The 18,786-nt window shown below is 52.6% G+C and carries 15 protein-coding genes; 10 read left to right on the top strand and 5 right to left on the bottom strand.

Going from position 1 to position 18,786, the window contains the following annotated elements; translation table 11 throughout:
* The first annotated feature begins 154 nt into the window (after positions 1-154).
* The gene (locus tag ACGYK7_RS17700; protein ID WP_394403740.1) at positions 155-757 is read left to right on the top strand and encodes a CpsD/CapB family tyrosine-protein kinase; all 603 of its coding nucleotides are present in this window, start codon (positions 155-157) and stop codon (positions 755-757) included.
* 127 nt (positions 758-884) lie between these two features.
* Here ACGYK7_RS17700 and ACGYK7_RS17695 read toward each other — a convergent pair whose 3' ends face one another.
* A complete protein-coding gene (locus tag ACGYK7_RS17695; RefSeq protein WP_394403739.1) occupies positions 885-3,008 on the bottom strand; it encodes a polysaccharide biosynthesis tyrosine autokinase in 2,124 nt (707 codons plus the stop codon).
* A gap of 555 nt (positions 3,009-3,563) precedes the next feature.
* Between ACGYK7_RS17695 and ACGYK7_RS17690 the strand changes: the two genes are divergently transcribed.
* Complete coding sequence (locus ACGYK7_RS17690) at positions 3,564-4,865, top strand: glycosyltransferase family 4 protein (protein ID WP_394403737.1); 1,302 nt, start codon at positions 3,564-3,566, stop codon at positions 4,863-4,865.
* 15 nt (positions 4,866-4,880) lie between these two features.
* Here the strand turns inward: ACGYK7_RS17690 and ACGYK7_RS17685 are convergent, their stop codons facing one another.
* The 4 genes from ACGYK7_RS17685 to ACGYK7_RS17670 all read right to left on the bottom strand — a co-directional run bounded on the left by ACGYK7_RS17685 (position 4,881) and on the right by ACGYK7_RS17670 (position 9,697).
* Positions 4,881-5,390, bottom strand: a complete 510-nt coding sequence (locus ACGYK7_RS17685; RefSeq protein WP_394403735.1) for a transcription termination/antitermination protein NusG — start codon at positions 5,388-5,390, stop codon at positions 4,881-4,883.
* Positions 5,391-5,499: 109 nt separating this feature from the next.
* Positions 5,500-6,849: a polysaccharide biosynthesis/export family protein gene (locus ACGYK7_RS17680; RefSeq protein WP_394403733.1), complete on the bottom strand. Its 1,350-nt coding sequence runs from the start codon at positions 6,847-6,849 to the stop codon at positions 5,500-5,502.
* A 92-nt stretch (positions 6,850-6,941) separates the two neighbouring features.
* The gene (locus ACGYK7_RS17675; protein WP_394403731.1) at positions 6,942-7,562 is read right to left on the bottom strand and encodes a YjbF family lipoprotein; all 621 of its coding nucleotides are present in this window, start codon (positions 7,560-7,562) and stop codon (positions 6,942-6,944) included.
* A complete protein-coding gene (locus ACGYK7_RS17670) occupies positions 7,559-9,697 on the bottom strand; it encodes a YjbH domain-containing protein (protein ID WP_394403730.1) in 2,139 nt (712 codons plus the stop codon). Before ACGYK7_RS17670 ends, ACGYK7_RS17675 begins: the two co-directional genes overlap by 4 nt.
* Before the next feature lie 175 nt (positions 9,698-9,872).
* On the opposite strand from ACGYK7_RS17670, the gene ACGYK7_RS17665 reads away from it, so the two are divergent.
* The 8 genes from ACGYK7_RS17665 to ACGYK7_RS17630 all read left to right on the top strand — a co-directional run bounded on the left by ACGYK7_RS17665 (position 9,873) and on the right by ACGYK7_RS17630 (position 18,715).
* Positions 9,873-10,658: a metallophosphoesterase family protein gene (locus ACGYK7_RS17665; RefSeq protein WP_394403729.1), complete on the top strand. Its 786-nt coding sequence runs from the start codon at positions 9,873-9,875 to the stop codon at positions 10,656-10,658.
* A gap of 183 nt (positions 10,659-10,841) precedes the next feature.
* Positions 10,842-11,168 (top strand): MarR family EPS-associated transcriptional regulator, encoded by a 327-nt coding sequence (locus ACGYK7_RS17660; RefSeq protein WP_394403728.1) that lies wholly within the window; start codon positions 10,842-10,844, stop codon positions 11,166-11,168.
* Between the two features lie 117 nt (positions 11,169-11,285).
* Positions 11,286-12,440, top strand: a complete 1,155-nt coding sequence (metK, locus tag ACGYK7_RS17655) for a methionine adenosyltransferase (RefSeq protein WP_394403727.1) — start codon at positions 11,286-11,288, stop codon at positions 12,438-12,440.
* Between the two features lie 157 nt (positions 12,441-12,597).
* Positions 12,598-13,989: an adenosylhomocysteinase gene (gene ahcY, locus ACGYK7_RS17650; RefSeq protein ID WP_394403725.1), complete on the top strand. Its 1,392-nt coding sequence runs from the start codon at positions 12,598-12,600 to the stop codon at positions 13,987-13,989.
* A 325-nt stretch (positions 13,990-14,314) separates the two neighbouring features.
* Entirely contained in the window at positions 14,315-15,301 is a 987-nt protein-coding gene (locus ACGYK7_RS17645; RefSeq protein WP_394403724.1) for an NAD-dependent epimerase/dehydratase family protein, read from the top strand.
* 210 nt (positions 15,302-15,511) lie between these two features.
* Positions 15,512-16,201 carry a class I SAM-dependent methyltransferase gene (locus ACGYK7_RS17640; RefSeq protein ID WP_394403722.1) on the top strand — a complete coding sequence of 230 codons (690 nt, stop codon included), beginning with the start codon at positions 15,512-15,514 and terminating at the stop codon, positions 16,199-16,201.
* A 399-nt stretch (positions 16,202-16,600) separates the two neighbouring features.
* Positions 16,601-17,365: a glycosyltransferase family 2 protein gene (locus ACGYK7_RS17635; protein WP_394403721.1), complete on the top strand. Its 765-nt coding sequence runs from the start codon at positions 16,601-16,603 to the stop codon at positions 17,363-17,365.
* A gap of 69 nt (positions 17,366-17,434) precedes the next feature.
* Entirely contained in the window at positions 17,435-18,715 is a 1,281-nt protein-coding gene (locus ACGYK7_RS17630; RefSeq protein ID WP_394403720.1) for an oligosaccharide flippase family protein, read from the top strand.
* The last annotated feature ends 71 nt before the right edge of the window (positions 18,716-18,786 follow it).

Below are 18,786 nucleotides of genomic sequence, written 5' to 3'. Positions count from 1 at the left end.
AACTCGCCATCATGTTCGAAGAACGCTTTCCCATGGCGTAACTAAAGGCGTCAGGGCACAAAATTACGCACACTCCCATTTCCTGTCGAGCTTGAATGAAACGACGGCTTTGTAGGAAAACCACTGGGCGAACAGCCGCATTCTATCTCGTGCGGTGGTGCCTCTTCGCCCATCGACTCCGCGCGATCGTCGCACGTCGGTTCTACGATTGAACGCAGACGGCGCATTCCAAGTTGTCGTTATCACAATTCCGGTCGCGGGGGAGGGGGCGACCACCGCCGCGATGGCGCTGGCGCAAAGTCTCCATGGGCTAGGCAGATCCGTCTTGCTGATCGACAAGGACCTCCGCGCTTGCGGTCTAACTCGGCATTCTTCGGAACTGACTGTCAAAGCACTCGGCCCGGTTCTGCGAGAAGAGGCAACGCTTGAAGAGGGCATACAGAACATTGGCGGTGATGGGCTGGATGCGTTGCTCTGTGGTGAGTCTGACCCTTCTACGAGCGATCTTTTCGCGTCGGACTGTTTTAAACGGCTTATCGAAAAGGCGCGGCAAGCCTATGGTACGGTGATCATTGACACGCCGCAGATCCTTCTTGCACCGACAGTACGTATCGTTGCGGAACAGGCCGACGCAATCCTTCTGATGGTTCAGTCTGACCGGACTCGCCGCAGGAAGATTGAGGAAGCAATGCGGGCATTCCGAAATTCTAACGAGAGCATCACTGGCACCGTGTTCAATCAGGCGCGCGCAGGGTGAGTGCTCTCGGGCCACCTTTGTTGGAAAAGGGTAAGCTACCCTCCCTAGCAAGCGCCTAGTCGTTTTAGCACGGTGGCTTGCGCCTGTAACCTTTCTGCTAAAGAGGTCAGGCTATTCAGAACAGCTCCTATTTCTGATAGTAGCTTGAATAGTCTCCGTAACTATCGGCATAGCCGTAGCGCTTCATTTTGTTGCCATCGATCTGGCTCAACACCAAACCACTCACCCGAACGTTGACGCTCTGCAGCGATTTCAGCCCGTCCAAAACCTGACGATGAGGGGTGGAATCCCATTGAACGGTGTAAATTACGGCATCGACCAACTGGCCGATGACGCGGGCGTCCGGCACGGCGAGGACGGGCGGCGTGTCGATGATGATATGGTCGTAGTGTTCGCGAAGTCCCTTGATAAAATCTGCGAAGGTGTTCGACGAAAACAAATCGGCGGCGTTGATGGTCGATTGCTCACCGTAGAGGATGTCGGCTTTCAGGGTCTCATCATGTACAATAGCCTTCTCCAGAGGAACTTCGCCTGAGATGACGGATAGGAAGCCGTGCTTTTGATCATGTCCGAAATATTCATCGAGCACGCGGCGCCTTATGTCGCCTTCAATCAAAAGAACCTTAGCTCCAAGACCAGCAAAGTTTTGCGCAAGGGTAATGGATTGCGTGGTCTTGCCCTCTCCAGGAACTGAGGAGGTCGACATGATGATCTTCGGCTTGGTGTCGAGGTTCGCCAAAAGCAGCGATGTACGGAGGTTTCTAACCGATTCGGCAGCAACTGAGTTGGGCTTTTGCGAGATATACTCGAGAACATTCCGGCGATGCTTCGCTGGGATTTTTGGAATCTGCCCGATGACGGAATGGCCTGTCTTGGTCTCAAGGTCCTCAGCCGTGCGGAACGTGTTCTGCGCCATTTCCCGTAGCAATACGGCGCCGGCGCCAACCATAAGACCTAAAATCAGGGAGAGGGCCAAAACGCGGGATTTGCGGGGGGCGGATGGGGTTGATGGCACCACGGCCCGGCTGAGAATCCGGCTGTCGGCTTGTTGGATTCCTTGTTGGATGCTGGTCTCTTTCAGGCGACTGAGGAAGGCTTCGTAGAGCAACCGGCTTGCTTCGACTTCTCGTTGAAGCTGTTCAAGGATGACCAGTTCTTCGGACTGATTGTCGATCCGGTTGCTGACCTCGGTGATTGATGCTTCGATCGCGCTCAGCTGAGACATGGCGCGTGTTGCTTCGAGTTCTGCGCGGGTTATCAGCGCGTCCGCGCGAGTTTCGAACGCCGTCTCGGCGCCGACGCTCCCATCTTCGAGACGCCGGTAAACTTGGTTAAGGGCGGCATCATTTGCAATCTCGACAAAAGTCGCAGAACCGGCTTCGCGCGCCTCTTCCAATACCTGCAATCGGCTTTCCGTGGCCTCGGCTTGTGTTGCGAGCGTCGCGCGGCGATCCCGCAGGTCTTTCAATTGGCGGTTTAGTGCAGCCAAGGTCTCGGCGTTCACGAGCTCCGTGTTGGTGGAGAAGTCTTTTAGCTCAGCCTGTGCAGTTTCCAGCTCGATCTGAAGACCGCTCACGCGTTCGCTTAGCCAGCTCGTGGCCTGTTCTGTTTTCTCGAACTTAACGGAAATTTGGTCTTGGATGTAGAGTTCGGCTAGCCTGTTTGCCATTGCCGCGGATTTATCCGGGTCTTCGGTGGTCACAGTGATTTCAAAGACAAAGCTTTGGCGCAGGTTAGAGGCCGAAATCGAATCAAGGACGGTATTGATCGTAGAATCAAGTATCGCCCGCTCGGTGGCAGGCTGCGTTTCCTCTGGTTCGGAAAAAAGTCCGCGTATAAAACCGACGGCTTGGCCAATGGAAAAGCTCGGAGCAGGTTGCAGACTGGTGTTGAACTCCGGATCTTTAAGAAGATCCATGTCCATGACCAAGTCTTCGATAAGACCGCGCGAGCGGAGCACCTCAACCTCGGTATTGATCGTCGACTGATCGCCGCCAAGGCCGGTGACGACGCTTTCAATGTCCATCACCTGTTCTTGCCGGCTCTCTAGCGCGATCGCGGCCTTGGCGGTGTAGACCGGCACGGCCAAGCCATAAGCATAGTAGCCGCCGAGCAGCAGCGCCAGCAAACCGCAGAGCGCAATCCACAGTTTGCCCCGCCAAAGCGTGCGGAACAGGCTAGAAAGGTCAATCTCATCATCATTTTCGCGATCTTGAAGGGTGCTCTCGGAAAATACTTGTCGCTGGGTCATGAAATGCCTGTTCCCACGTGGATCGCTTGGTTAGTTGTTTCCTACACCGGTAGCTTTGGCAATGCTATGAAGGATCGGCAAAAAACTTGGGCGTGATCGGTTGCTCATTGAGTTTCGCTATCTTTCAGTCAATTTGATTGGGTGAGTTGTTTTTACTTGCCACGGTAATAGCCGGGTTTAAGAGTTGTGCAGTTTATTTAGAGGCGCCGATCTTGAAGCCTTTTGCCTTGCATTTTTCGCGAACAGTGCCACCTTTATGGCGTTTTCTAAACTGCTGAACCAATAGGGCTGTGCTGCACACAATGCACGACCGGCTAAGGTTGGAGAACGTGGAACTGGGGGTTCTACATAGATTTTTGAGATCTGAGCGGCTATAGGGTCGACCGGAGTGTGAAGGTTAAGATTTCGTAACGAACGCTCCGCCATATTGGCAACTTTGCCGTGTTACGAGTAATGTCCCGGTGATTTTTCTGGGGCGCTTAAAGAGGACGTTTTGCGATTGCGCTCACGTTAGTTTTTTTGAGGTATCTAGTTTTGTTCGAACCGTGGGTTTTGTTGGCGACTTTTCTGACCAGTTTGGCTATTGGTCTGCTTTTCATTGCATGGCCCGGCTTGCTGATGAGCCAGGAGCATATGGAGCGTGATCTGGGTGCGCGGCAGGCGACGCATACGCGACCCACGCCCCGGGTGGGCGGTATAGGTATCATTGTAGCGCTGGTTTTCGGATGTTTTTACTATGCAGAGCAGTTGAGCAGTGATCTATTGTTGTCACTCGCGGCGGGGCTGATCGTCTTTTTCGTTGGTTTGCGTGAGGATATCCACCGGAACGTAAGCCCGCGTGCGCGCCTTCTGGCGGCTTTTGCCGCCGCCGGGCTAGCGATTGCGCTGACGCGTACTGTCGTTCCAGATCTGGGCTTGGTGGACAATGCGCTGGCGTATTTTGTCGTCCCCGCCATCGCCATCACGCTCCTGTGGTCGGCTGGTACCTGCCACGCGCTCAATCTGATCGATGGGCTTAACGGCCTTTCTTCGCTCTACAGTATGAGTGCAGCGGTAGGGTTTTTCACGATCGCCAATTTCACCGGCGATGTGGATGTGCAGATCGTAGCGGGTTTGTTGGTTGCGGCGATGCTCGGGTTCTTCGTATTGAACTGGCCCTTTGGCCGCATCTTCTTGGGCGACGCGGGGGCCTATGGGATCGGCCATATGCTAGCATGGCTGGGCATCGTGTTGGTCGCGCGGAACCCTTCGGTCGCGGGGATGGCGGTTCTGCTATTGCTGTTCTGGCCGGTGTGTGACACGCTCTTCTCGATCTTACGGCGTCGGATGACGCGCAAGGCGACAGACCAGCCGGACCGGTTGCATTTCCATCATCTCGCTGTGCGCGCCTTGCCTCTGCTGCGGAAGCGCAGCCGGCGCAGCCAGTTCGACAACCCTTTGGCGAGCCTTCTTCTTCTACCGTTTCTCGGTGTGCCAATCCTCACTGGGGTCCTGCTCTGGGATCAACCTATCGCAGCGACCTTCGCCCTTGTGCTTTGTATTTCCCTTTTCGCGCTCAGCTATGTCGTTGCTATGAAGTACTTTACATCGCATCGTTTCCGTCGGCCGCGCCGCTTCGTCCCGCTGTCGCTGAGCCGCGAGATAGAGGGGCGACAGAACTCGCCGCTGTCGGGGACATATACGCGGGACGGGGAGAACTTTGATGTGTTGATCTACCGCGACAGTCCGACTGTTTATTGGACTTTGCAAGCGAAAGTAGCGGGCACGGGCGCGCTGATTCTCTATGGGAAGTTTCGCAACGACGTCATCGCTTATGAGCATTTTCTGCGGGACGCGGAAAACGCCCAAGCAGCGTAAGCCGTTAGTGAAAGGTCACTCTGTGACCTTCGCCACATGAGCACGGGGCAGGGAGGAACGGACTTCCCTACCCATCACATCGATTAGCACGCCGACTCGCTCTGCGCTTGGCAGAGATTCGATCTTTGTCACGAGTTCGGCGAAAGGTCCGGTGACGAGGCGCACGCGATCTCCGACCGCTAGGTCATCGTAAGCCTTTTCAGGATCGCAACGGTTCTGAAGAGCTCGAATGAGCTCATCCGGAAGGGGGCGGGGGCGTCGAAGATCGTTCAGAACGAGGCGTGAAACGCCTCTTGTGCTGTTGATGGCGCTCCAGCCAAATTGGTTTGGATCGAAGTTCACGAAGAGGTAGCCGGGGAAGAGCGGGCGCTCTTCGTTTCGCTTGCTTGACAAGGCCCGTGACTGGTGCAGAAGCACGGGCGAGAAAGTTTCAAACCCCTGTCGCTTAAGGTGAACCCGTGCTTGGGCGAGGCCATGCGGGCGCAGTTGGGCGACGAACCATCCTGATCGAATAGTATCGGACATCTATATCTCTTTAGTCTTTCTTGCGCTGACAATTGAAAGCGCGCGCCGAAGGCGCGCGCAAACTGTTGGACGGAGGCTCATAGGGCGGCAGGCAAAGCCCACCATCAGCTTAGTTAACCGAGCTGGCCACACTGGAGATAATTGACGGGGTAATCTGCGTAATAACGCGGTTCCAGCGCGTGACCGGCTGCTCGGCGACGAAGATGATGTCGTTCGGACGCAGCTCCATTCGTGTCGCGAGAATCAGGTTGGTCGCATTGCGGGCGTCGAGGTTCCACGCAGTCACTGCGCCGAACTCACGTGGGTCATTCGAGCCGCGCAAAACGTAGATTTGCGAGGGGTTACCGGTCATCGTGTCGATTCCGCCTTCGGAGTAAAGCGCATCCGCGAGGGTGGATTTCCGGCCGAAGGGCAGAGTGAAGCGACCGGACTTGGTCACCTCTCCGGCAAGATAGGCATAGTCCCGGTCTACAGCGTCATTCGCCAATTGGGCTTCGAAATTCGCGCGGCCCTCTTGCAGAGAGGCACGGCGCAGATCGACGACGGCTGTGAGTTCTGCCAAGGCCTGGGCGCGCGCTTGTTGGCGGAATTGCTGGAGGGTGATCTGTTCCGCGAAATATGCCTGCGCCCGATCAAGCTGGTATTCGGTGTCGACAAACACGCTGTCGCCAGCCACGAGGCGGGTTTTCTGAAGGTCGGGCCGACGCAGGTACTGTTCAAGCGGGATTTGATAGAGGTCACCGTCCCGGTAAAGGCGGATCGAAGCGTATTCGAGATCAGGGGTTTGGATTCCGCCTGCGCCCGCGACGGCTTGGTCCAACGTAAGCTGTGTCAACGTAATCGGGATCACGGTGGGGTTGCCGACAGCACCGCCGACAGAAACCCGTTTGGAATTGAACTCAGCAATCTCAAGGCTGAAGGAGGGGTCGATCTGCGCTTCAAGTAAGCGTTGGAAAAGTGCCGCTTCGGCTTCTTCCAATGTCAGGTCCGAGACTTTGACGCGGCCGACATCGGGAATGGCGATCGCCCCGTCATCCTGAACGGTGTAGCCTTGCCGTCGGTTTTGCGCGGCGAGGAGGCCGCTGAGCTCTTCGACCGTACTGCTGCCACTGCGTGTCGCCAGCAAAAGCACATCCCCGACGCCGATATGATAGGTCGTGTTCGGCGGGATGCTGGGGACGCGAAGCGCGAGGTTGCCGGGCTTCGTCTGAATCTGTGAAACAGGCGAAGGCGTCGGCCCCGCGCCGCGCAGACCGCCCGCGCCGCCTGCGGTTTGGAAGAACACAGCCGGAAGCTGTTTCGGTTCATAGGTTGATCTATTCGCAGCGAGAACGGTTTCCGAGGTCAGAGACACAATACGGACCTTGCTGCCAGCATCCGTGACTTTCGGAGAGACATAGGCCACCCCGCAACCGCTGAGGAGTATCAGAGTAGAAGCAGCGATAAGACGTTTAAACATTAAGGAACCTCGGAATAAAAACGAACGGCAGCGTGTGTAAACGAGAAGGGCCCAAGAAACTTGCTAATCGGCATGGACCTGTTTGCACGGCACTACACATCCTCCAGCCGGATGTAGCCAAGATCCGGGCCAATCCATTGTCGGGACGCGACGACTTTACCCCCCGACATTTGATAGCTGTTCTTGAAACTGTGATCTTTGCCATAGCAGTTTTCTGTGATCTGCGCATTTCCGCTATAGTCGCAGATGTAGCTCTTGATCACAATCTGATCTTCGCCATCAAGGTAGCGATGAACGCGGACGGCTTGGCCGCCATGGCGCAAGCCCGAGAGCACTTCGGCGACATCGCTGCTCATCAAGTCAAAGCCAAGACCGCGGGTGCCGACAAGCACCCCTTCTTTGAGGCTCAATGAAATATTGTCGGGAGTGAAATAGGTTTCGACATTGCGGTTAACCCCCTTACGCACGAGGATTGAGGCCCGTTCATTTTGCTCAAGTTGGGCGATCATCAAAGAGGTGTGTCGAAACCGTTGACGCACCTTAGGGGTCACCTGCCGCCGAATGTCTGCCATACTGGAAGGTTTCGAGGCGGGCTGCGTAAAGCCGAAAAGAGCCTGACCGATGGGACCGAGGATGCTCTGCTGCGATTGGCCCGATCCGCAGGCGGTCAATAGCCCCAGAAGGGACAAGACGGCGATAGATTTAGATTTCATCTCCAGAACCTGCCCCAGCTGTCTTTCAATTCAGGTGTATGATAGCCTCGCACGCTTTCGTAGAGACGGTTTCTGACCTTCAGCCTTGCACCCCCATCGCGTGTCAGTGGTTGAATCACTGCCTTATAGGTTTTGTCCGAAGGCTCGCCCAAAACATGGGATAGCGGGACGGTAAAGCGCAGACCTTTGTCGAAGGACCCTTCGCCAAAATCGTCAAATGAGACGTCGGTGAAGGTGGCGTAGGCGCCAACGCTCCAACCATTTGCAAAAACGCGGTCGAGGGTAAAGGTCGCGCCATAGTCGCCCGCCAGATAGCGGCCTGCGTCCACTTGACCAAGGTACCCGTTTCCAAAGTCGTAATAGGCAGAGAGATGACCTGTCGCAATTTCGTAGTCCCGGAAGCCGAACCTTTGGTCGAAATCGCGTTGTACCGCATAATTTACCTCGGCCCCCACGGCCAAGCGGCTGGCAACGGGCTTCCAGAGCAATTCGCTTGAGACGCCCCCGAACTGCGACTCAAGGTAGCCTGCTGTAACCCGTGCGTAGAGATCTTTGCCGGGTCGGAAGTAATGCGCCAATGTTAGATGCTCTAGCGCCGTATCCCCCTCGCGCGCATAAATGGAAGTCTCAGACCGAACCTTTGGCAACACAGAATTGGCCCCGCGATCTGCGTCACCGATATTACCCGCGAGGCGTTGTTCAATGCTGCCCGAAACAATCCAACCCGGCGCAATATCATAGCGCCCTTGAAGCCGCAGACCGGTATCTATGCGAAGGGGCTCATCAGGGTCAAAATAACCTGTATTGAAGTATGGCCCTACGGACCAAGTCAGTTTGGGATAGTGTCCTTCTAGGTAGGCCGCATTTTCGCGGCTGCTCGCTGCGTCTTCAATCTCAGCGCGCGCGTAGGTTTGCCACGCCCCATCTCCTTCGTGCTCTAGGTTTTCGATGTCGGACCTGTGCACCGTCACGGCGGACAAGGGAATACCGTTCTCCATCAGGACGATGGTAAATGTCTCCACCGATGCTGGCATGACCTGTGTGAGCATGCGCGCCGTGCGTCCGATGGCCTCAGGACGGGCGAGATAGCGCTCGTTGCGAATATAGACGGTCACGGCATTCGCGCTGATCTTCATCGCTTCAAGCGCCATACCATCGCCGGCAAGCAGCGTGCCGGTTTGTTCGCGCAGGCTTGCTTCGACGCCAACGGCCTGGGTCCAGCCAAGATCAGACGCCGCCCCCGGCATGCGCCGCTTCACCGGCAAAGGTGCTGGACCCTTGCCACCGTTTACCACGGGATGCCGCGGATTGCTGCGAAGATTCAGCGAGAAGCCGAATGTCGAGCCATAGAGGTAATGCGCCTGAAGGTGGATGTTGTCGCGGAGCTCGTAGTCGAGGCCGAAGTTGAATGGGGACTTATGCTCGAACGAACCATATCGGGTTTCACTTGCGTAATCGTCGGAGGAATACTCGGCCTTTAGCGTCAACTTATCTGTTGCTTGCCAAGCCACCCCCCCAAAGAGTGCGGCGTCCCCGCGGAACCAGCCTGTCGCTTCGATCTCACCGCCGCGGCCAAAGTCTCGGTCCGGTCTGGTTTCAAAGCGGTCATTGATGACCCCAAGAGGGTTGGAAAAGCCCTTGTAGTTGCCAAGCCGTCCCCAACCGATACCACCCGTGAAGGTCAGGCGGGGGGTGACGCTTTTGGTGGCGACAATATATTCCGCCGAATAGACGCCTGTGCCGATGAAATCCTGCAAGCCAACCGCAATCGCCGGTCGGTGGCTGGTTTCATCGACGAAGCGATACCGCAGGTCAAAGGAGCGGTCGAAAAGAGCGCCGCCCCCTGCCGAGTAATCGTCAATCTTGCTGTAGCGGAAGCTGCCGGAAAGTCGCGGTGTGATCTGAAAGCTCAGCGTAGTGCGGGCAGTATTGGCGAACTGACTATATGTTGCCGTCAGCTCAGCATCTTCCGCGCTCTGCGCCGTTGGCATGTCGACCAACCCGACGGTGCCATAGGTCGAGTAGGAATAGCCTTCCGTTTGCGCCGCGGCAGGCAGTAAGAGCAGACCGGCGCCTATCATCGCGCGCGGGGTTCGGCGACGAGATGCAGTCTTTGCGCGAGGCTTGTGAGTCATATCTCTCTCCGTTCTTGAAAGAACGGATACTTGTTCAACCGCGGCAGGGCAATCTCTGTGCAGATCTCTTACGCATTCACCGGCCTTCGGAAGTTTGATGTGGCCTATCGGTCGCAGTCGCGTTAACCGAAGGGTTCGCAAGATCGTTGGAACAAGACAGTACTCAGGGGGCGGAATGCGCGCGGAGATCACGTCATGGTTAAAGGGCTGGATAAAGCGCAGTGAGGCTGAAGCCGAGGGCGCGCCGGACCACTTCGCACCCGAGGCGCCTTTTTTCGCGGTCGGTGACATCCACGGTTGTGCGGGGCTCCTTGAAGATTTGCTGGAAAAGCTAAGGGCGGTCGCCACCGGTGAAGAGGTCTGCGTTTTCCTAGGCGACTATGTTGATCGCGGTCCAGACGGACGGGGCGTGCTGACACGGCTTTTTAATCTTTGCCAAAGCTACCCTGAAAAAGTGGTGTGCCTGATGGGCAATCACGAGCGCATGATGCTCGACTTCATTGATGATCCCGCGGGGGCAGGTTTGGAATGGTTGAAATTTGGTGGGTTAGAGACCTTACAAAGCTTCGGTGTCTCTGCCAATAAGCGCGGGTTGGACAGTGCCGGATCAATTGAGCTCGCAAATGCATTGGAGGCTGCGCTGCCCTCCGGCATGCAGGAATGGCTGCGTGGGCTGCCGTTCCAATGGTCAAGCGGTAATATGCATTGTGTCCATGCGGCGATGTCCCCGAAGCGTCACCCCAAAGCGCAACGGGAGCAGGCGCTTTTGTGGGGACATCCAAAGTTCTTTAGTGAGCCTCGCGAAGATGGAGTGTTTGTCGTCCATGGCCATACGATCGTGGAGAATGCGAGCATATCTGCGAGCCGGGTGTCTCTAGACACCGGCGCATATAAAACAGGCCGGATGACCGCAGCCCGTATTTCAACCGGCAGCTGCATTTTTCTTCAGACCGAAAGCTGATCGCAATAAATTTGCGGTAAATGTAGATTCTATCTTTCGATGGCTCGCCATCGGGGTTAGGTGTTCATTCGTGAACGCAGTGACGTTCAACCTCGGAGGCTGCCTCAGCGACCTCTGGTGCGGTAGCTATGTCTGTAGAGAGCTGTGGCGAAACCAGTTAGTGAAGATATCCGGTTCCGCGTGATGCGGGAGCTTGAAGCTGATCCGAAGCTCTCGCAGCGAGATTTGGCCAAATCTCTGGGCATTAGCCTTGGGGTGGTGAACTATTGCCTGAAAGGTTTGATCGAAAAGGGCCAAGTGAAGGTTGGAAACTTCCGAGCGTCTGGGAAAAAACTGCGCTATACATATGTTCTGACCCCGCGCGGCGTTTTAACCAAGGCGAAACTGACGAAGGCGTTTTTGAAGCGGCGCATGGCTGAGCATGAGGCATTGGTTGCAGAGATCGAGGCGCTGCAGCAGGAGATTAACTCTGAGGTGATCGGGCAGGGGACTCCGGAAGACGTCCGATAGTTTGCGTTATTAGGGATTTGGGCCCCATCGGGGCGGGGAATTTCGGTTAACACCGCGACCGGGTCCGCAGTTGGCTATGCCAATGCTAAGCATTTAAGAGTTCTACAAGGGAAACGAATGTCCAACTACAGTGTATTTACGTCAGAGTCCGTCTCTGAAGGTCACCCAGATAAATTGGCTGACCAAATCTCTGATGCGATTGTCGATGCGATGCTTAAAGATGATCCAGAATCCCGTATCGCTGTAGAAACTATGGTTAAAACGGGCATGGCCATCGTGGCAGGGGAAGTTCGAACGTCTACTTATATTGATCTGGAAGACCTCATTCGAGAAGTGATCTTAGATATTGGCTACGATAGTAGCGATGTAGGCTTCGATGGCGCTTCTTGTGCTGTAATTAACGCTATAGGCAAGCAGTCATCAGATATTGCGATGGGTGTTGATGAGGCTGACGGTAAGGCCCTAGGTGCTGGTGACCAAGGTTTAATGTTCGGGTATGCCAGCAACGAAACAGAAGCGCTTATGCCTGCGCCGATCTTCTACGCGCACAGATTGGTAGAGCAGCAAGCCAAGGTAAGGAAAAATGGCCAATTGGCTTGGTTGCGTCCTGATGCCAAAAGCCAGCTGACCCTGCGATACCAAGGTGACAAACCCGTCGGCATCGACGCAGTCGTATTGTCTACACAGCATGATCCATCGATCAGCTTAAGCGACCTGCGTGAAGCGGTAATGGAAAAAATTATCAAGCCGGTTCTTCCAAGTGAATGGCTAACCGAAAATACGCAGTTCCATATCAATCCCACAGGCAACTTTGTTATTGGTGGGCCGGTCGGGGACTGCGGCCTTACCGGCCGCAAGATCATTGTGGACACCTATGGTGGCACGGCGCGCCATGGTGGTGGCGCATTCTCTGGCAAAGACCCTTCAAAAGTAGACCGCTCAGCTGCCTACGCCGGCCGCTATGTCGCTAAAAACATCGTAGCGGCAGGATTAGCAGAACGTTGTGAAATTCAGGTCTCTTATGCGATTGGGGTAAGTGAACCCACCTCAATTTCCATCAACACGTTTGGGACAGGAAAACTAGCAGATACCGAAATTTCTCAGCTTGTGCGAAACCATTTCGACTTAACTCCAGGCGGGCTAATTGAAATGTTGGATCTGAAGCGGCCGATCTACCAGCAAACGGCTGCGTATGGACATTTTGGTCGCGATCTCCCTGACTTTACTTGGGAAAAGACCGACAAAGCTGATGCCCTGCGGGATGCGCGATAGGCTTCTTCTAAGACTTCCATGCCACCCCTAGGGTTCTTTCGACACCACGCGTAAGGCTTCAAGTAGCTCTCATTTGGCGAATGTTCCCAGATACGAAAGCCACGCATGTTTGGCTGGCAGCCAAAACAGCTTTTCTGTTAAAAAATAGGTAACCATCTTGACCCAAGACTATATTGTTAAAGATATCAACCTCGCCGCCTATGGCCGCAAGGAACTGGACATTGCCGAGACCGAAATGCCGGGCCTGATGGCCCTGCGTGAAGAATACGGCAAGAGCAAACCCCTCAAGGGTTCGCGGATTGTCGGTTCGTTGCACATGACCATCCAGACCGCCGTTCTGATTGAAACGCTGGTCGCGCTTGGCGCGGATGTACGCTGGGCGTCCTGCAACATCTTCTCGACCCAAGACCACGCTGCTGCTGCGATTGCCGAAGCTGGCGTTCCGGTCTTCGCGATCAAGGGTCAGTCGCTGGTTGAACACTGGGACTACCTCGATAAATCTTTCATGTTCCCAGACGGCCCGAACCTGATCCTCGACGATGGCGGCGATGCGACGCTTTACATCTTGCTTGGTGCGCGGGTCGAAAACGGCGAAGACAAGCTGATCGCCGTGCCGACCTCGGAAGAGGAAGAGGCGATTTTCGCGCAAATCAAAAAGCGCATGGCCGAAAGCCCCGGTTGGTTCACTAAGATGCGCGAGCAGATCAAAGGCGTCTCCGAAGAGACCACCACCGGTGTGCACCGCCTCTATGATCTGGTGAAACAGGGCCAACTGCCCTTCCCCGCGATCAACGTGAACGACTCTGTCACCAAGTCTAAGTTCGACAACAAATATGGCTGCAAAGAAAGCCTCGTGGACGGCATCCGGCGCGCCACCGATACGATGATGGCCGGTAAGGTCGCCGTTGTGATGGGCTATGGCGATGTTGGCAAAGGCTCGGCGGCTTCCTTGCGCGGTGCAGGCGCCCGCGTGAAGGTCACCGAAGTCGATCCGATCTGCGCGCTGCAGGCCGCGATGGACGGGTTTGAAGTTGTGCTGCTGGAAGACGTGGTATCTTCTGCGGACATCTTTATCACCACCACCGGCAACAAAGATGTGATCCGCATCGAGCATATGCGGGAGATGAAGGATATGGCGATTGTCGGCAACATCGGCCACTTCGACAATGAAATCCAAGTCGCCAGCCTAAAGAACCACAAGTGGACCAACATCAAAGAGCAAGTGGATATGATCGAGATGCCCTCGGGCAACCGCTTGATCCTGCTGTCTGAAGGCCGTTTGCTGAACCTTGGCAACGCCACTGGCCACCCCTCCTTCGTGATGTCTGCATCTTTCACCAATCAGGTGCTGGCGCAGATTGAGCTGTGGGAAAACACCGACAAATACGGCAATGACGTCTACATCCTGCCCAAGCATTTGGACGAGAAGGTCGCCCGGCTGCATTTGGATCGCATCGGCGTAAAACTATCGAAGTTGGACCCTGAGCAGGCCGCCTACATCGGCGTATCCCCCGATGGACCGTTCAAACCGGAGCATTACCGCTACTGATTAAAAAGAAAGAACGTTAAGTGTGCTTGCAGCAACTTTGTTTTTACATCCGCATCTAAATCGGGAGGCACGCGGACCTCTGACGCGATTCTCAATCCGCTTTTAGCCAAAAAACCTCTGGCACGCATCGCCTTTGAGATCTTCGCGACGACAAACGGCGTCGTCATTGGGGTGAAGCATTGCGTTTATCGATAGGACGCAGCTCTCCGATTGAATGGACAAAACCCGGGACGTAGATCACTAATATACATCCGACATCGGCTTGGCCAAAGCGATAAACGAAAAATCCAACATCTCTAATTTGAAGTCATAATGGGGTCATGAAATGATTACAGTAATCGGTGGATCTGGCTTTATTGGAACGAGACTCTGTCAGAACTTGGCGGAACGGCAGATAGCGTTCGAGATTATTGACCTGCGAAAGAGTGGACGTTTCCCTGACAAGACAAAAGTCGCTGATATCCGCGATCTTGATGTTCTGCGCGACGCGGTCACGGGCGATGCAATTATCAACCTAGCGGCGGTACACCGAGACGATGTTCGCGACAAAAGCGAGTACTATACGACAAATGTCGATGGAACGAGGAATGTCTGCCAGGTAGCTTCAGAAAAAGGCATTAAGAGTATCATTTTTACCAGCACAGTCGCCGTTTATGGTTTTGCGGCAGCTGATACCCGTGAAGATGGTGATATCAACCCGTTCAATGATTACGGAAAGTCGAAGTTCGAAGGCGAGGAATTGCTTAGAGACTGGTATCATAAGGGCGCGGCATACAGAGATCTTATCATTGTGCGCCCGACTGTGGTTTTCGGCGAGGGCAATCGCGGAAACGTTTATAACTTGCTCAGACAAGTTGCGTCCGGGCGCTTTTTGATGGTTGGTGACGGTCAGAACCGGAAATCTATGGCCTATGTCGGCAACTTAGCAGCTTTCCTCGAGGCTGCTGTCGAAAATGGGGCAGGTTACCAACTCTATAATTATATCGATAAGCCAGATCTGGATATGAATACCCTCATCTCCCAAGTTCGCGGTCAGCTTTCAGGAAAACCGCGGGTTGGTCCTCGCCTTCCTTATTGGTTCGGCCTCCTCCTCGGCCATCTGGCAGATGGCGTCGCGAGGATTACTGGGAAAAATCTACCCGTTTCCTCGATAAGGGTAAGAAAATTCTGTGCTACAACAGTATTCGAAAGCCGAGCGGAAGAATTAGATGGATTTACCAGACCTTTTTCACTCCTAGAGGCCCTTAGAAGAACAGTTAACGTGGAGTTTGTTCATCCCGATCCGAGCCGGGAAGTGTTTTTCACTGAATAACAATAGCACGGCTTGTCCACGACACCCGCCCGCGGCCCCGGCACAAAAATAGCCGCCAAGGTTTCTCAAGTGTTAGACATTGGCAGCAAAGGCTTTACGGTCACCTTAGGAACCACAAAGCGTTGAGCGGCGCGGACCCATGTGATCATCTAGCGAGTTGAGAAATTTTAAAGCAGCTCTGCGACCAACTGAAAAATTAAAGGCTCAAAAGTGTACAAACCTCATCACGTCAATTTTACTACTAGACGATCCGCTTGGTTCGGGCATATACCGTTTGCTTTTTCTCTCGTAGCAAGAGAAAAACCAGATATTCTGGTTGAGTTGGGTACGCATTGGGGTGGAAGCTACTTTTCCTTCTGCGATAGCGTGAAAGCAAATTCTACTGACACACTTTGTTTCGCCGTGGATACATGGCAAGGCGAAGCACATGCCGGGATTTACGATGAGCAAGTCTTTAATTATGTGACGGAGAAAAACAGAGAATTCTCCAAATTTTCTACACTTCTTCGAAAGCGGTTTGACGACGCTGCATCGTCTTTTGACGCCAAAAGCGTAGATATCTTGCACATTGACGGGTTTCATTCTTATGAGGCAGTGCGCAACGACTATGAAACTTGGCTTCCGAAAATGAAAGACAATGGTATAATTCTATTTCACGACGTAATGGTCACAAAACCTGGTTTTGGAGTAAAAAAATTCTGGTCCGAAATAAGTGAATCTTTCCCAGATAATAATCTGGTTTTTCGTCATTCGAATGGTCTCGGCGTCCTAAGTTTGGATACGACGCAAAGCATCAAGGAAAGGTTCTCAATCCGCTCTAGACGGCTATATTCCGCGGAAATGAACATCAGGGCGAAACTCCTCGAGGTCAACATGCGGCTTAGACACAATTTCGATTGAAATGCCCGGCAAAGGAATAACCAGGCAGCTGATGATTTTCGTGTTCGATTCTGGTGGTAACAATTTGAGCACCTGGGATTAGAGATTGATAGTCTCTACAATGCGTTCGGCGAAGCCTACTGGAAACGGACTGTTAGCACATAGTCTAAGCAGGCTGATGCTCATACCCTCTGTTTACAACAATTGTGCGGGTTTACCGCTCCGGTGGCATGCAACCTGTGCTGAAAGCTATCGCGGCTGCCGGCGCTGAATCTTAACTGGCTGCAACTGACTTACTGAGCTTCGCGGACCCACGCTGGCCGCTTTGGTAATGCTGTCCTGGCCAAACTGAAGGACGTGCACAAACTGGAAATTTACGTAGTATTTATAATCGAAGTTCAGAGAAAAGGTAAAAGGTAAATGAAAACCCAGCGAAAATCTGAACCCCCAAAGATTTCTGTGCTAATACCCTGTTATAATTGCGAAGACACAGTGGATAGAGCAATATGTTCGGTCATGAATAATTCCTACATGCCGTACGAAATTTTAGCATACGATGACTGCTCATCGGATGGTACACTTCAAGTGCTTAGAAGACTAGAAGAAGACATTGGATGTTTGAAGGTATTTTCCGGAACAGAAAACGAGGGCGCAGGATACTCGCGTACATTTTTAATCAATAGGGCGAGGGGAGGCTATATAGCGTTTCTTGATGCCGATGATTGGTGGTATGAAAAAAAACTACAAAAACAGGTTGATGTGATAACTGAACTAGGAGCGGATATTGTTACTAGCTATTACGATGTTGTCAGGAACCAAGAAAATATCGGAATTAGGAAACCATTAAGAGTTATTAACTATTTCACGCTCCACCTTGCTAACTGGCTTCCCACGAGCATGACGGTTTTCAGATCGTCTTTGGACTCAGCAGGTCAGATGCCAACGATTAGACGGCGACAAGACTATGGATTTTGGTTGACCATATTCCGACAAAATAGAGGTCTGAAATGCGTTGTTGTTCCGGAGGCGCTAGGAGCATACAGTAAGACTGCGGGAAGTTTGTCATCTGGAAGATTAACTAATCTGAAATATAACTACTTAATGTTTCGCGATGTAATGAGCTATGGAAGGATTTTCTCAGTAGCATTAGTAATGTTCAATTCCATTACTAGGCTGATCCGGTAATGAAGAAAACTTCCTGTGCATCAGTGCCGCTGCGTACGCTGTCATCTCAATGCATTGAGAACTAATTGTATGTCGATTCGAAAAAACATTCGCCTCCTTCGTGCTGAGGGAAGTTTTCTGCGGAATGCAACAGGATTTGCGTCTATCCAGTTTCTTTCTATATTTGCTCCACTGATCGTCACGCCAATATTTATTGAGAGCTTAACTACAAAGACCTTCGGGTCGGTAATGGCAGCTCATTCTCTTGCAAATGTAGCCGTAATTATTGTGAACTTTGGTTATAGCTGGACTGGAACGCGTTTAATCGCGCAAACTGACTGCGCTACGACTAGAAAAAAATATCTGATCAACGCCTGGCTTGGGCAGCTGTTGATTCTTTTTGTCGTGCTAATCGCAATAACAACGTTTCTGTCGATGATCACTGAATTAATACTTTTAAAGTATTTTTTTGCATATTTAATTTTTGTCTTCGGAAGTATATTATCGACGAATTGGTTTTTCTCCGGACTTGAGAAAATGAGCCTATTGGCAAAGATCAATGTTCCGGCACGGCTTGCAACGATTCCTCTAGCCTACATTCTAGTTCGTGATCCAGGTGATGACTATATTGCAATTTTTATATTATCGCTCCCCGCTTTGATCACAGGTGTCTTTTCATTCCTTTGGCTTGCACGAAGCAATTATGTCAGCCCTAGACAGGCGTCTAAGGTTGAAACGATAAGATTGTTAAATTCAGAATGGTTAATGTTTTTCGTTCGAGGAATAAGAGAGATTTTCTTTTCGTCGGCAACATTTATAGCGGCAATCGCGTTAGGGTCGGAGGCGGCGGCTATATATGCAATTGCTGACCGCGTCAAAAATGCGATTCTTGCTGTCGGATCGCCTATCACCAACGCTCTTTATCCAAGAATGAGTAAAATTGCAGTAAACTCTATATGGGTCTTTAAGCACAACCTTACCTTGTTTGGATTCAGCATTTTCGGCCTGAATCTATTTCTCTATATAGGGGTATTGTTGTTTGGTGAACAAATTTCTAATTTCTTTTTTAGCGTCACGAATTCGGGATTTATGAGTTGCCTTACAATTCTAGCTGCACTGCCAATTTTCGTGGGCGTTAACAATATGACGATTATTCAGACTTTGGTCACGCTCAACAGGATGATACATGCTACAATACTCGCAGCTGGTGGTGTTGTGATATTCCTGATTATATTTTACCCGCTCTCCGTAAGCCACGGACTATCCGGGTTTGCGTTAGCTATATTATTGTCTGAGTTTGCGCTATGTGTTGCAAGCTTGATAGTTGCTGTACAACAAATTAAGCAAAAGCTTATGCTACAAGGCTATTAGGGCCTGTGGACATTGAGGATTTTCAAATCACCTGAGGTTTGATTCAACCTTCCAAAAGGGAGGTTTGAATG

This window comes from Sulfitobacter sp. 1A15299 (assembly GCF_043556915.1).
Taxonomy (GTDB): domain Bacteria; phylum Pseudomonadota; class Alphaproteobacteria; order Rhodobacterales; family Rhodobacteraceae; genus Sulfitobacter.
This window is presented reverse-complemented; position numbering and strand designations above follow the sequence as displayed.

What these genes read in the sequence shown, in the direction of transcription:
- ACGYK7_RS17675 (WP_394403731.1), bottom strand. Translation starts at nt 7,562, where the DNA reads ATGAAATCTAAATCTATCGCCGTCTTGTCCCTTCTGGGGCTATTGACC.
- ACGYK7_RS17680 (WP_394403733.1), bottom strand. Translation starts at nt 6,849, where the DNA reads ATGTTTAAACGTCTTATCGCTGCTTCTACTCTGATACTCCTCAGCGGT.
- ACGYK7_RS17630 (WP_394403720.1), top strand. Translation starts at nt 17,435, where the DNA reads ATGTCGATTCGAAAAAACATTCGCCTCCTTCGTGCTGAGGGAAGTTTT.
- ACGYK7_RS17695 (WP_394403739.1), bottom strand. Translation starts at nt 3,008, where the DNA reads ATGACCCAGCGACAAGTATTTTCCGAGAGCACCCTTCAAGATCGCGAA.
- ACGYK7_RS17660 (WP_394403728.1), top strand. Translation starts at nt 10,842, where the DNA reads ATGCGGGAGCTTGAAGCTGATCCGAAGCTCTCGCAGCGAGATTTGGCC.
- ACGYK7_RS17685 (WP_394403735.1), bottom strand. Translation starts at nt 5,390, where the DNA reads ATGTCCGATACTATTCGATCAGGATGGTTCGTCGCCCAACTGCGCCCG.
- ACGYK7_RS17670 (WP_394403730.1), bottom strand. Translation starts at nt 9,697, where the DNA reads ATGACTCACAAGCCTCGCGCAAAGACTGCATCTCGTCGCCGAACCCCG.
- ACGYK7_RS17635 (WP_394403721.1), top strand. Translation starts at nt 16,601, where the DNA reads ATGAAAACCCAGCGAAAATCTGAACCCCCAAAGATTTCTGTGCTAATA.
- ACGYK7_RS17665 (WP_394403729.1), top strand. Translation starts at nt 9,873, where the DNA reads ATGCGCGCGGAGATCACGTCATGGTTAAAGGGCTGGATAAAGCGCAGT.
- metK (WP_394403727.1), top strand. Translation starts at nt 11,286, where the DNA reads ATGTCCAACTACAGTGTATTTACGTCAGAGTCCGTCTCTGAAGGTCAC.
- ACGYK7_RS17645 (WP_394403724.1), top strand. Translation starts at nt 14,315, where the DNA reads ATGATTACAGTAATCGGTGGATCTGGCTTTATTGGAACGAGACTCTGT.